Source organism: Kineosporiaceae bacterium SCSIO 59966, from assembly GCA_020881835.1.
Taxonomy (GTDB): domain Bacteria; phylum Actinomycetota; class Actinomycetes; order Actinomycetales; family SCSIO-59966; genus SCSIO-59966.
Map to the genome: position 1 here is coordinate 615,142 of CP052876.1, position 12,778 is coordinate 627,919.

General features: G+C 74.3%; 11 protein-coding genes. 5 read left to right on the forward strand and 6 right to left on the reverse strand.

Annotation, left to right across the window (positions count from 1 at the left end; genetic code table 11):
- Position 1 precedes the first annotated feature (1 nt).
- Entirely contained in the window at positions 2 to 601 is a 600-nt protein-coding gene (locus HJG43_03090) for a PH domain-containing protein (protein ID UER53709.1), read from the forward strand.
- 10 nt (positions 602 to 611) lie between these two features.
- Here HJG43_03090 and HJG43_03095 read toward each other — a convergent pair whose 3' ends face one another.
- The 3 genes from HJG43_03095 to HJG43_03105 are packed head-to-tail and all read right to left on the reverse strand — an operon-like array spanning position 612 to position 3,669.
- A complete protein-coding gene (locus HJG43_03095) occupies positions 612 to 2,348 on the reverse strand; it encodes a phospho-sugar mutase (protein ID UER53710.1) in 1,737 nt (578 codons plus the stop codon).
- Positions 2,345 to 3,184, reverse strand: coding sequence for a purine-nucleoside phosphorylase (locus HJG43_03100; GenBank protein ID UER53711.1), 840 nt, complete (start codon positions 3,182 to 3,184; stop codon positions 2,345 to 2,347). The genes HJG43_03095 and HJG43_03100 overlap by 4 nt, the downstream gene beginning before the upstream one ends.
- Positions 3,185 to 3,219: 35 nt before the next feature.
- Complete coding sequence (locus HJG43_03105; protein UER53712.1) at positions 3,220 to 3,669, reverse strand: gamma-glutamylcyclotransferase; 450 nt, start codon at positions 3,667 to 3,669, stop codon at positions 3,220 to 3,222.
- 44 nt (positions 3,670 to 3,713) lie between these two features.
- On the opposite strand from HJG43_03105, the gene HJG43_03110 reads away from it, so the two are divergent.
- Positions 3,714 to 5,153 (forward strand): NAD(P)H-quinone dehydrogenase, encoded by a 1,440-nt coding sequence (locus tag HJG43_03110; GenBank protein UER53713.1) that lies wholly within the window; start codon positions 3,714 to 3,716, stop codon positions 5,151 to 5,153.
- A 385-nt stretch (positions 5,154 to 5,538) separates the two neighbouring features.
- A complete protein-coding gene (locus HJG43_03115) occupies positions 5,539 to 6,855 on the forward strand; it encodes a S8 family serine peptidase (protein ID UER53714.1) in 1,317 nt (438 codons plus the stop codon).
- 17 nt (positions 6,856 to 6,872) lie between these two features.
- On the opposite strand, the gene HJG43_03120 is transcribed toward HJG43_03115, so the two are convergent.
- The 3 genes from HJG43_03120 to HJG43_03130 all read right to left on the reverse strand — a co-directional run bounded on the left by HJG43_03120 (position 6,873) and on the right by HJG43_03130 (position 9,909).
- A complete protein-coding gene (locus HJG43_03120) occupies positions 6,873 to 7,325 on the reverse strand; it encodes a hypothetical protein (protein UER53715.1) in 453 nt (150 codons plus the stop codon).
- A 128-nt stretch (positions 7,326 to 7,453) separates the two neighbouring features.
- The gene (locus HJG43_03125; GenBank protein ID UER55655.1) at positions 7,454 to 9,241 is read right to left on the reverse strand and encodes an ATP-grasp domain-containing protein; all 1,788 of its coding nucleotides are present in this window, start codon (positions 9,239 to 9,241) and stop codon (positions 7,454 to 7,456) included.
- A gap of 113 nt (positions 9,242 to 9,354) precedes the next feature.
- The gene (locus HJG43_03130; protein UER53716.1) at positions 9,355 to 9,909 is read right to left on the reverse strand and encodes a MerR family DNA-binding transcriptional regulator; all 555 of its coding nucleotides are present in this window, start codon (positions 9,907 to 9,909) and stop codon (positions 9,355 to 9,357) included.
- A gap of 60 nt (positions 9,910 to 9,969) precedes the next feature.
- Here HJG43_03130 and HJG43_03135 point away from each other — a divergent pair, with 60 nt between their 5' ends.
- Together HJG43_03135 and HJG43_03140 are read left to right on the forward strand one after the other, a co-directional pair.
- The gene (locus HJG43_03135; protein UER53717.1) at positions 9,970 to 11,157 is read left to right on the forward strand and encodes an acyl-CoA dehydrogenase; all 1,188 of its coding nucleotides are present in this window, start codon (positions 9,970 to 9,972) and stop codon (positions 11,155 to 11,157) included.
- 57 nt (positions 11,158 to 11,214) lie between these two features.
- Positions 11,215 to 12,765: an acyl-CoA carboxylase subunit beta gene (locus HJG43_03140; GenBank protein ID UER53718.1), complete on the forward strand. Its 1,551-nt coding sequence runs from the start codon at positions 11,215 to 11,217 to the stop codon at positions 12,763 to 12,765.
- Positions 12,766 to 12,778: the final 13 nt, after the last annotated feature.

The following is a 12,778-nucleotide window of genomic DNA, read 5'->3' on the forward strand; positions in this document are numbered from 1 at the left end:
CGTGGAACCGCTCGTCTACCGGCCGACGTTCGTCCGGGTGCTGTCCGTCATCACCTGGGTGCTGCTCGCCGTCGGGCTCGTCGTCACGACGGTGCAGGACCCGGTCGCCGGGCTGTACTGGGCCCCGGTCATCGCCTTCGTCGCGGTCGGCGTCCTCACGCTGTTCTGGCGGCCCTCGGTCGAGGTGGACGACGAGGCGGTGACGGTCCGGAACCTGGTCCGGGACACCCGCATCCCCTGGCCGCGGCTGGACGCCATCGACACCCGGTACTCCCTCACCCTGTTCGCCGGGGACCTGCGCGTCGCGGCGTGGGCAGCGCCCGCCCCCGGTCGCTCGCAGGCGTTGCGGCAGAGCAAGTCCGAGGCGGCGGCCCTGCAGTCGCTCGGCACCAACCTCCAGCACGGCCTGCGCTCGAGCGCCGTCCCGAACAGCGACTCCGGCGGCGCGTCGCTCATGGTCCAGGCCCGCTGGGAGCGCGCCCGGATGGCGGGCCCGCCACCGGGCGACCCGCCGCCGGTGCAGCGCACCTGGGCGGTCGGCGTCATCGTCGCGCTCGTCGTGACCTTCGCGGCCAGCGTCGTGTCCGTCCTACTCGGCTGAGCGGCCTCGTTCACGCGTCCTGGAGGCCGAGAGCGGCCGCCATGTCCGAGCGCAGCGCCGCCAGCCGGCCGGCGGCCTCCTCGCGGGCGGCGGCGAGCCCGTCGCCGGCGACCGGCACGACCGCCTCGAGGTAGCACTTGAGCTTCGGCTCGGTGCCGCTCGGCCGGACGATGACCCGGTCCCCGGCGGCGGTGAGGTAGCGCAGCGCGTCGGTCGGCGGCAGTCCGCCGGCCCCGGCGGCCAGGTCGTCGGCGGTCACGACCCGGTGGCCGGCCAGCGTCGTCGGTGGCGTCGCCCGCAGCCGGGCCATCGCGTCGGTGATGACGGACAGGTCCGCGACCCGCACGGACAGCTGCCCGCTGAGGTGCACGCCGTGCGTCCGCGCGAGGTCGTCGAGCAGGTCGAGCAGGCTGCGGCCCTGGGCCTTGAGCACCGCGGCGGCCTCGGCGACGAGCACCGCTGCGGAGATGCCGTCCTTGTCGCGCACCGCGTCCGGGTCCACGCAGTAGCCGAGCGCCTCCTCGTAGCCGAACCGCAGCCCCGGCACCCGGGAGATCCACTTGAACCCGGTGAGGGTCTCCACGTGCGCGATCCCGTGCGCCGCGGCGACCCGGGCCAGCAGCCGGGACGACACGATCGAGTTGGCGTACACGGCGCCCTCGCCGACCCCGCGGCGGGCGATGTGCTCGCCGAGCAGGGCCCCGACCTCGTCGCCGTGCAGCATCCGCCAGCCGCCGGTGTGCACCGGCCCCCGCGGGTCCCGGACGGCGACCGCGCACCGGTCGGCGTCCGGGTCGTTGGCGATGACGATGTCGGCGCCGCGCTCGCGGGCCGCCGCCAGCGCCAGGTCGATCGCACCCGGCTCCTCGGGGTTGGGGAACGCGACCGTCGGGAAGTCCGGGTCCGGCTCGGCCTGCTCCGGGACGACGTAGGTGCGGCCGAACCCGGCCCGCCCCAACGCCTCGACGACGCTGTCGCCGCCCACGCCGTGCAGCGGGGTCAGGACGATGTCGAGGTCGCGCGGGCCGCCGGGGGCCGCGACGCCGGCGGCCGCGTCGAGGTAGGCGTCGTGCACCTCCTCGTCCAGGGTGACCCAGCCGTCGTCCGGGCGGTACACCTCGGCGACGGAACGGACCGCGGCGATGGCGGCGGCGATCTCCTCGTCCGCCGGCGGCACGATCTGCGAGCCCTCGTGGCCCTCACCGCCGAGGTACACCTTGTAGCCGTTGTCCTGGGGCGGGTTGTGGCTCGCGGTCACCATCACCCCGGCGTGGCAGCCCAGGTGCCGGACGGCGAACGCCAGCACCGGGGTGGGCAGCGGCCGGGGGAGCACCATCGCATCGATGCCGGCGCCGGCCATCACCGAGGCGGTGTCCCGGGCGAACTCGTCCGAGCGGTGCCGGGCGTCGAAGCCGACGACGACCCGGCCGGTGGGCCGGTGCCCCGAACGCTCCTGCTCGGCGTCCAGGCGGGCGTTGAGGTAGGCAGCCAGCCCGGCGGCGGCCCGGATCACGACGGCCCGGTTCATCCGGTTCGGCCCGGCTCCCAGGGCGCCGCGCAACCCGGCGGTGCCGAACTGCAGCAGGCCGGCGAACCGGTCGGCGAGGTCGGCGGCCGCCGCGGCGTCGCCGGCCTCGGCCCGGACCACGACGTCCTGCAGCTCGGCCCGGGTGAGCGGGTCCGGGTCGTCGGCCGCCCAGGCGCGGGCGGCGTCCAGCAGACCGGGGTCGACGGAGGGGCCGGTCACCGCACGGCCTCGCGGACGACGTCGGCGAGCAGGGCGCCGATCCGAGCCGCGGCCTGCCGGCCGGCGTCGATGACCTCCTGGTGGCTCAGCGGCTCACCGCCGACCCCGGCGGCGAGGTTCGTCACCAGCGAGATGCCGAGCACCTCGAGCCCGGCCTGCCGGGCCGCGATCGCCTCGAGCGTCGTCGACATCCCCACCAGGTCCCCGCCGAGGACCCTGGCCATCGCCACCTCGGCGGGCGTCTCGTAGTGCGGGCCGCGGAACTGCACGTACACGCCCTCGGGCAGGTCGCCGTCCACGCCGCGGGCGAGGCCGCGCAGCCGCGTGGAGTACAGGTCGGTGAGGTCGACGAACGTCGCCCCCTCGACCGGCGAGGTGGCGGTGAGGTTGAGGTGGTCGCGGATGAGCACGGCGGTGCCCGGCGTCCACTCCGGGCGCAGCGACCCGCAGCCGTTGGTGAGGACGACGAACCGGCAGCCGGCGGCGGCCGCGGTGCGGACCCCGTGGGCGACCGCCCGGACGCCCTTGCCCTCGTACAGGTGCGTGCGGGAGCCCAGCACGAGCGCGCGGGCTCCGCTGACTCCCACCGCGATCGAGCGGATCGTGCCGACGTGCCCCTCGACGGCGGGGGGCGGGAAGCCGGGGATTTCGGGTGCCGGCAGCTCGGCGAGGGTCTCCCCGAGCAGGTCGGCGCCGGCGGCCCAGCCGGAACCCAGGACGAGGGCCACGTCGTGCCGCTCGGTGCCCGTGCGCTCGGCGACGACGGCCGCCGCGGCGCGGGCGACGTCCAGCGGGTCGGTCGCCGGGTCGGACAGGTCGGGGACGGGGGCGGTCATGAGCAGGCAGGCTAGTGGTCGGACGCCGGAGCCGGTCAGCCGACCGAGCGGCAGGGCAGGTTCTGCAGCCAGGTGACGTAGTCGGCCGGGGCGCCGGCTGCCTCCGCCGCCTCGGCGAGCATCCCGACGTACAGCGCGCTGGGCAGCCCGCCCTCGTAGTCGTCCAGGACGTAGAGCCAGGCGACCTCCTCGCCGTCGAGGGTGGACACCCGCACCTGCACCTTGCGGTACAGGCCGATGTCGACGCCCTCCCAGCTGTCCAGGACGGCGACGTCGGCGTCCGACATCTCCCACAGCGCCACGTACACCCGGGCGCTCGGGTCCTCCACGACGGTGGCCAGGGCGCCGTCCCAGCCGAGGTTCTCGGCGCCGAAGGTGAGCCGCCAGCCGGTCAGCCAGCCGGTGCCGCGCAACGGCGAGTGCGGCGCCCGGTGCGCCATCCGCTCCGGGTGCATGTTCGAGCCGTAGGCCGCGTACAGCGCCATGGGCGCAGACCCTATCGGCGCGCGAGCGGGCACAATGGCCGCCGATGCCCGACACCACGAGCCCCCGCCCCACCCCCCGCGTCGTCGTCCTCGGCGGCGGACCGGGCGGGTACGAGGCCGCCCTCGTCGCCGCACAGCTCGGTGCCGACGTCACCGTCGTCGAGCGCACCGGCGTCGGCGGGGCCGCGGTGCTCACCGACGTCGTGCCGTCCAAGACCCTCATCGCCACCGCCGAGGTGATGACCCTCGTCGACGACTCCGTCGAGCTCGGCGTCCGGTTCCCCGACAGCCCCGGCGGCGACACGGACGCCGAGAGCTCGGTGTCCGTGGATCTCGCCCGGGTCAACGAGCGGGTCAAGCGGCTGGCACTCGCCCAGTCCCAGGACGTCCACCGCCGCCTGGAACGGGACGGCGCTCGCGTCGTCCGGGGGCAGGGCCGGCTCGACGGACCCGAGCGGGTCGTCGTGGACCTCGCCGACGGGGGCACCGAGACCCTCGCCGCCGACGTCCTGCTGGTCGCCGTCGGCGCCCACCCGCGCCGGTTGCCGGACGCGATGCCGGACGGCGAGCGGATCCTCACCTGGACCCAGCTGTACGACCTCGACACGCTGCCCGAACGGCTCGTCGTCGTCGGGTCCGGGGTCACCGGGGCCGAGTTCGCCTCCGCCTACGAGGCCCTGGGCGCCGAGGTGGTCCTCGTCTCCAGCCGCGAGCACGTGCTGCCCGGCGAGGACGCCGACGCCGCCGCCGTCATCGAGGACGTGTTCCGCCGCCGGGGGCTGACCGTGCTGAACCGGACGCGGGCGCAGCGGGTCGAGCGCCGCGGCGAGGGAGTCGTCGTCACCCTAGACGACGGTCGCACCGTCGAGGGGTCGCACTGCCTGATGGCAGTCGGGTCGATCCCGAACACCGAGGGGATCGGCCTGCAGGAGGCAGGGGTCTCGCTGTCGGCGTCCGGGCACGTCGAGGTCGACGGGGTGTCCCGCACCTCCGCCCGCGGGGTCTACGCGGCCGGGGACTGCACCGGCGTCCTGCCGCTCGCCTCGGTCGCCGCGATGCAGGGCCGGATCGCGATGTGGCACGCGCTCGGTGACGCCGTCGCCCCGCTGGACCTCGGCCGGGTGGCGGCGAACATCTTCACCGCGCCGGAGATCGCGACCGTCGGGGTGACGCAGGCCGACGTGGAGAGCGGCCGCGTCCCCGCTGAGATGATCAAGTTGCCGCTGGCGGGCAACCCCCGGGCGAAGATGCAGGGCATCACCGACGGGTTCGTCAAGCTGTTCTGCCGGCGCGGGGTCGGCACCGTGCTCGGCGGGGTGGTGGTCGCGCCGCGGGCCTCCGAGCTCATCCACGCGGTGACGCTGGCGGTGGAGCACCGGTTGTCGGTGGACCAGGTGGCGCAGTCGTTCACCGTCTACCCGTCGCTGTCCGGGTCGGTCGCCGAGGCCGCCCGCCGCCTGCACGTCCACCCCGCCCCCCGCTGACCCCCGCCCCCCTCACCACCCCCTCCGTGATCATGCAATCCCGCCACCCGTGATCATGCAATCCCGCCACCCGTGATCATGCAATCCCGCCACCCCGTCCCGCCACGCGCACGGCCACTCCGCCTGTCTCCAGAATGCTGGGTTGCTGGCGCGACACGCCGGCAGAACGGTGACGGACGCAGCATTCTGTGACATCGATGGCGTCGCGGATCTGGTCACAATCATGCTGGTTCGGGACGCTCTGTCGTACTCTGCGGGCGGACGCGAGTCACCAGGGAGTGCGAAGAGGGGGCTGGTGATGGCCGGGAAGTCTGCCAAGCGGGGCGACGCGGCTCCGGCCGACGCCGGCGCCGCAGGTCCGGACGGACGAGGCCCCTTTCGTGCCGTGAGCCGCAGGTTGGCCCTGGTCGCGGCGCTGCTGCTCGCCGCCCTGCCCGCGCCGTCCGCCGCCGCGGCCGACCTCGGCGACCCGCCGGGCACGTGGTGGCGGGACGCGATGGGGATCGACGAGGCGCACGCGCTGAGCACCGGGGAGGGGGTGACGGTGGCAGTCATCGACTCGGTCGTGGACTTGACCGTCCCGGAGCTCGCCGACGCCAACGTCGTCCCCGCGTTCAACGCCTGCGCCGCCGACCCCGTCGGCGAGGGTCTGGGCTCCGGGTACGGCAGCCATCACGGCACGTCGATGGTGTCGATGGTGTCGCAGGCCGCGCCGGACGCCACCATCCGGGCGTACGCCTACACCGACACCGCCGACGCCGAGGAGCCGTGCGCCGGCCAGGGGTCGTCGCGCAGCATGTTGATCAACGTGCGGGCCGCCTTCGAGCAGGCGGTTGCCGACGGCGTCGACATCATCAGCTTCTCAGCGACCCTCGGTGGCACTCTCGCCGACCTGCTCGAGGCGGCGGTCGACGCCGACACGGTCGTGGTCGTCTCCGTCGGCAACGGCCCGAGCGTGGGTCTGCCTGCGCTGCACAGCACCGACATCGGCGTCGTCTCGGTCACCGGGGTCGGCCCGGACGGCAGGCTCGGTGACTACGTGGTACCCGGCCGGCAGGTCGTCATCGCCGCGCCGGGTACCTCGCTGCGCACCGGCGGGTTCGTCGACGGCCGCTGGCGCAGCGACGGGCTCACCAACGGGTCGAGTGCCGCGACGGCCCTGACCGCAGGTGGGCTTGCGCTGGTCCGTTCCCGCTACCCAGAGGCCACCGGCAACCAGATCGTCCAGCACCTCATCCGGCACACCACGCGCGACACGCTGGCCTTCGACGAGAGCTTCGGCTTCGGCTTCATCAACGTGCCGGAGATGCTCGAGAACGACCCGACGCGCTGGGAGGACGTCAACCCGCTGACCGCTGTGTCCCGGCTCGCCATGATGGCCGAGGAGTACCCGGACGAGGCCGCGCTCGCCACCGCGGCTACCCCCGACAGCGGGGTGACGACGTCCGAGACGGCCGGGCCGACGGCGTCCGGGACGGCCGAGCCGACGGCGTCCGGCCCGGCCCCGGCGGACGACGGGTCGTCCGAGGCCACCGGCGCGGGCGCCGCCTCCGCTGGCCTGGGCACCTGGGGCGTCGTCGCGGTGACCGCCGCCGTCGTCGCCTCGGCGCTCGTGCTGGTCCTGCGCAGCCGACGGCTCCGGCGCTCGAAGCACCCGGACCGCCATGGATCACGACCGGCGCGGCGGACCAGCGGGTCGTAGGGCCAGTGTGTGCTGCCTCAGGGCAGCATGTGGCCGATGTCGTCGATGACCGTTCCGTCCCGGCCGACGTAGGGAGCCAGCGGGGAGAACGACAGGTACGGCATGTCCCCGCGCAGGAACGCCGCCTGGCCCCGCAGGGCGCCCGCGACCGGCGCGGCGACGGCGTCCAGGCCGTCGGCGAGCGCCTTGAGCTCCTCGGGCGTCCGGCTCCACCCGTCGGTGTCGGTGAGCCGGAGCAGGTCGATCTCGACCGCGGAGGCTCCGGACGAGACGCGCAGGGCGAGGCGCCGGGGCCGGCGCGGCTGCACCGTGACGTCGGCCGTCGCCAGCTCGACCCGGTGGGAGCGGAACCAGCGCCGCTGGCGCAGCTCGCCATCGACGAGCACCGCGCGTCCGCGCACCGGCCAGGCGAGCGCCGCGAACGGCCGCCGCCACCGTGCCCGCAGCCGCCGCAGCTCCATCCCGCTCACGGTCCCACCATGCCCGTGCCGCCCGATCTCTCTGCCGTCCCGTCCTTGCCCGATCTCTGGAGGCTTTCCGGGGTCTCGCGGCCAGGCGAGAGCCCGGAAAGCCTCCAGAGATCGCCGGGTCAGGGGGCTCAGGCGTCCTTGATCTCGCAGAGGACGGCGCCGGCGGTGACGGTCGCGCCGACCTGAGCAGACAGGCCCGACACGACGCCCTCCTTGTGGGCGGTGATCGGCTGCTCCATCTTCATCGCCTCCAGGACGACGACCGTGTCGCCAACAGACACCGTCGCCCCGTCCTCGGCGGCGACCTTCACGATGGTGCCCTGCATCGGGGAGGTCAGTGCGTCACCGCCGGCCGCGGCGCCGCCACCGGCGGTCCGCTTGCGCCGCGGCGCCTTCGCCCTGGCCGCGCCAGCCCCACCGGCCGCACCAGCCGCACCGCCGCCGCCCAGCCCGGCGAGCCCGGCGGGCAGCACGACCTCCAGCCGCTTGCCACCGACCTCGACGACGACCCGCTCCCGCTCACCCGGCCCCTCGTCGTCCGGGCCGGGACCGGTCCACGGCTCGATGGTGTTGTCGAACTCGGTCTCGATCCAGCGGGTGTGCACGGTGAACGGCTCGTCCCCGGCGGGCGCGAACGCGGGGTCCTGCACGACCGCGCGGTGGAACGGCAGCACCGTCGGCATCCCCTCGACGACGAACTCGGCGAGGGCCCGGCGGGAGCGCTCGAGCGCCTGGCGGCGGGTGGCGCCGGTGACGATCAGCTTGGCGAGCATGGAGTCGAAGGCGCCCGGGACGACGTCCCCGGCCCGCACCCCGGAGTCCAGCCGGACGCCGGGACCGCTCGGCGGCTCGAAGCGAGCCACGGTGCCGGGGGCTGGCAGGAAGTTGCGCCCGGCGTCCTCGCCGTTGATGCGGAACTCGATGGCGTGCCCGCGGATCTCGGGGTCGTCGTAGCCGAGCTCCTCGCCGGCGGCGACCCGCAGCTGCTCGCGGACCAGGTCGATGCCGGTGACCTCCTCGGAGACCGGGTGCTCCACCTGCAGACGGGTGTTGACCTCGAGGAACGAGATCGTGCCGTCCTGTCCGACGAGAAACTCGCAGGTGCCCGCCCCGACGTAGCCGGCCTCGCGCAGGATCGCCTTGGACGCCCGGTACAGCTCGGCGACCTGCTCTGGCGACAGGAACGGCGCGGGCGCCTCCTCGACGAGCTTCTGGTGCCGGCGCTGCAGCGAGCAGTCGCGGGTGGAGACGACGACGACGTTGCCGTGGGAGTCGGCCAGGCACTGGGTCTCGACGTGCCGCGGCTTGTCGAGGTACTTCTCCACGAAGCACTCCCCGCGGCCGAACGCCGCAACCGCCTCGCGCACCGCGGAGTCGTACAGCTCGGCGACCTCCTCGCGCGCCCGGACGACCTTGAGCCCGCGGCCGCCGCCGCCGTACGCGGCCTTGATGGCGATCGGCAGCCCGTGCTCGTCGGCGAACGCCTGCACCTCCTCGGCGCCGGAGACCGGGTCCGTGGTGCCGGCCACCAGCGGGGCACCGACCCGCTCGGCGATGTGCCGGGCCTTGACCTTGTCGCCGAGGGCGTCGATCGCGGACGGCGGCGGGCCGATCCAGGCCAGTCCGGCGTCCAGCACGGCCTGGGCGAAGTGGGCGTTCTCGGCGAGGAACCCGTACCCGGGGTGCACCGCGTCGGCGCCGGAGCGGCGCGCGGCGTCCAGCAGCTTGTCGATGACGAGGTAGGAGTCGACGGGGGTGGAGCCGCCGAGCGCGTACGCCTCGTCGGCGAGGGTGACGTGCAGGGCTTCGCGGTCGGGGTCGGCGTAGACGGCCACCGACGCGATCCCGGAGTCCCGGCAGGCCCGGGCGATCCGGACGGCGATCTCGCCGCGGTTGGCGATGAGCACCTTGGTGATGGCTCGGTCTGGCACGTGGTCCGTCCCCTCGGTCTGGCGGCTCCCGGCGAACGGGCCGGAGCCTAGCGCGGGCTCGTGGGCCGCGGCCTGGCGCGGCGGGTGCGCTCTCGTCGTCACTGATCGCCACCCGGGGAGGAGGCGCTCTCGTCGTCACGATCGCCACCCGGGGAGGAGGAACGGCCCGGTTTGGACGACGAGCCGCGCCGGGCGACGTCCGCTCCTCCTGCCGTGGCGATCACCTCCCGGTCCGGGGCAGCTCGCGAATCACGGAACCGCCCCTCGAGCTCGGCCAGGTCGGCGCGGCACCGGGTCTCGAGGTCGTCGAGCTCGGCGAGGGTCTGCTCGATGTCGGCGCGGCGCTGCTCGAGCTCGGCGCGGCGCTCGGCCACCTCCGCCAGCAGGTAGCGCAGCTGGCCGACCTCACCGGGGGACTCGTCGTACATGTCGACGATCCGGCGGATCTTCTCCAGGTCGAGCCCGATGCGCTTGCCCCGCAGCACGAGGGCGAGGCGGACCCGGTCCCGGGGGTGGAAGACACGCTGGGTCCCGCGCCGCTCGGGGGAGATCAGCCCCTGGTCCTCGTAGTAGCGGATCGTGCGGTGCGTGACGCCGAACTCCTCCGCGACCTGCGCGATCGTCCACTCGCGGGTGCCGCTGCGTCTTGCCATGCCTCCCGATCGTGCTTTACGTTGACGTCAACGTCAAGCACTCGACGAGGAGCGCCCCGCATGGCCTTCGAGCTGTCCGCCGAGCACGAGGACTTCCGTCGCGTCGTCCGGGACTTCGCCGAGGCCGAGGTGGCCCCGTACGTCGAGCAGTGGGACCGCGACGCGCACTTCCCCGTCGACCTCGTGCCGAAGATGGGTGACCTCGGCCTGTTCGGTCTGGTCGCGCCCGAGGAGTACGGCGGCGCCGGGCTCCAGGACGGCGCGTTCACCTCGCTGTGCGTGGCGATCGAGGAGCTCGGCCGCGTCGACCAGTCCGTCGGGATCACGCTGTCGGCCGGGGTGGGCCTGGGCATCAACCCGATCCTCACCTTCGGCACCGAGGAGCAGAAGCAGCGGTGGCTGCCCGACCTCGTCACCGGGCGGGCCCTGGCCGCGTTCGGCCTCACCGAGCCCGAGGCCGGTTCGGACGCCGGCGCCACCCGCACCCGCGCCGAGCTCGTCCACGACGAGTGGGTGCTGTCGGGTGCCAAGGCGTTCATCACGAACTCCGGTACCGAGATCACCTCGGTCGTCACCGTCACCGCCCGCACCGGTGAGCGCCCGGACGGCCGCCCCGAGATCAGCGCGATCATGGTCCCGGCCGGGACGCCCGGGTTCGTCGTCGAGCCCGCCTACCGCAAGCTCGGCTGGCACTCCTCGGACACCCACGGCCTGACGTTCGCCGGCTGCCGGGTGCCCGCGAGCAACCTGCTCGGCGAACGGGGCCGCGGGTTCTCCCAGTTCCTCGCCACCCTGGACGACGGTCGGATCGCGATCTCCGCCCTCGCCGTCGGCCTGGCGCAGGCGTGCCTGGAGGCTGCCCAGCGGTACGCCCGCGAACGGGTCGCCTTCGGCCGCCCGATCGGGGCCAACCAGGGCGTCGCGTTCCAGGTCGCCGACCTCGCCGTGGCGGTCGAGGCCGCGCGGCTGCTGACCTACAAGGCGGCCTGGCTGCGCGACGAGCACGGCGCCGGACGGCGCACCGCCGAGGAGGTGCGGCAGGCCGCCGCCGTCGCCAAGCTCTACTCCTCCGAGGCCGCGGTCACCGCGACCCGGACCGCCACCCAGGTGTTCGGCGGCAACGGGTTCATGGAGGAGTTCCCGGTCGCCCGGTTCTACCGGGACGCCAAGATCCTCGAGATCGGCGAGGGCACCTCCGAGGTGCAGCGGCTCGTCATCTCCCGCGGGCTCGGCCTGCCGGTGGACTGAGGGGCCTGCGAATGAGCCTGCGAGGCTGCCGGCGATGAGACTGCCAGACTGCCGCCGATGAGCCACCCGACAGACCCGCGCGTCCAGGACGTGCGCGCCCGGCTGCGCGAGGCCCGCGCCCGCTCGGCCGCGCCGCCGCCGGCCGCCGCCGCCAAGCTCGCCGCCCAGGGCAAGCTCTACGTCCGGGACCGGATCGCGCTGCTGTTCGACGAGGGCTCGTTCGTCGAGGACGGCCGCTACGCCAACGCCACCGCGCCGGGCCTGCCCGCCGACGGCGTCGTCACCGGCCGCGGCACCGTCGACGGCCGGCCCGCGATCGTCGTCGCGAACGACCCGACGGTGAAGGCCGGCTCGTGGGGCGCCCGCACGGTGGAGAAGATCGTCCGGGCCACCGAGGCGGCGCTGCGCGAGGAGCTGCCCGTGTTCTGGTTCGTCGACTCCGCCGGCGCCCGGATCACCGACCAGGTCGAGGTCTTCCCCGGACGGCGCGGGGCCGGCCACATCTTCCACAACCAGGTCGCGCTGTCGGGCAAGGTGCCGCAGATCTGCTGCCTGTTCGGCCCCAGCGCGGCCGGTGGCGCGTACGTCCCGTCGTTCTGCGACGTCGTCATCATGGTCGAGGGCAACGCCTCGATGTACCTCGGCAGCCCGCGGATGGCCGAGATGGTCGTCGGGGAGAAGGTGTCGCTGGAGGAGATGGGCGGCGCCCGGATGCACTGCACCGTCTCCGGCGTCGGCGACCTGCTGGCCACCGACGACGAGGACGCCATCGAGCAGGCCCGGCTGTTCTTCTCCTACCTGCCGTCCACCTTCCGCGACCAGCCGCCGGCGTACCACCCCGAGCCCCCCGCCGTCCCGTTCACCGACGACGTCGTGCCCGAGGTCGAGAGCCAGCCGTTCGACGTCCACGACGTCATCGACGCCCTCGTCGACGAGGACTCCTTCTTCGAGATCAAGCCTCTGTTCGCCGCCGAGCTCGTCGTCGGGTTCGGTCGGCTCGAGGGCCGCACCATCGGGGTGGTGGCCAACAACTCGATGGTCAAGGGCGGGGTGCTGTTCACCGACAGCGCCGACAAGGCGGCCCGGTTCATCTGGCTGTGCGACGCGTTCAACGTCCCGCTGCTGTACCTCGCCGACGTGCCCGGGTTCATGATCGGCAGTGAGGTGGAGCGCGGTGGGATCATCCGGCACGGCGCGAAGATGGTCACCGCGGTCAGCGAGGCCACTGTGCCCCAGATCAGCGTCGTCATCCGAAAGGCTTACGGCGCAGGGCTTTACGCGATGGCCGGGCCGGGGTTCGGCCCGGACGCCGCGCTGGCCCTGCCGACCGCCCGGGTCGCGGTGATGGGCCCGGAGGCGGCGGTGAACGCCGTGTACGCCAACAAGATCGCGGCGATCGAGGACGAGGCGGAGCGGGCCGCGTTCGTCGCCGCGCGTCGCGCCGAGTACGAGCAGGACGTCGACCTGGAGCGGCTGGTCGCCGACCTCGTCCTGGACGGCGTGGTGGAGCCCGCGGACCTGCGCGACGAGCTCGTCCGGCGGTTCCGGTACGCGGCCCGGCGCGACCGGCACTTCGCCGAGAAGCGCCGCGGGGTGCCTCCGGTCTGAGGCGGGCGCCTGC

What these genes read in the sequence shown, in the direction of transcription:
- HJG43_03130 (UER53716.1), bottom strand. Translation starts at nt 9,909, where the DNA reads ATGGCAAGACGCAGCGGCACCCGCGAGTGGACGATCGCGCAGGTCGCG.
- HJG43_03105 (UER53712.1), bottom strand. Translation starts at nt 3,669, where the DNA reads ATGGCGCTGTACGCGGCCTACGGCTCGAACATGCACCCGGAGCGGATG.
- HJG43_03140 (UER53718.1), top strand. Translation starts at nt 11,215, where the DNA reads ATGAGCCACCCGACAGACCCGCGCGTCCAGGACGTGCGCGCCCGGCTG.
- HJG43_03110 (UER53713.1), top strand. Translation starts at nt 3,714, where the DNA reads ATGCCCGACACCACGAGCCCCCGCCCCACCCCCCGCGTCGTCGTCCTC.
- HJG43_03135 (UER53717.1), top strand. Translation starts at nt 9,970, where the DNA reads ATGGCCTTCGAGCTGTCCGCCGAGCACGAGGACTTCCGTCGCGTCGTC.
- HJG43_03100 (UER53711.1), bottom strand. Translation starts at nt 3,184, where the DNA reads ATGACCGCCCCCGTCCCCGACCTGTCCGACCCGGCGACCGACCCGCTG.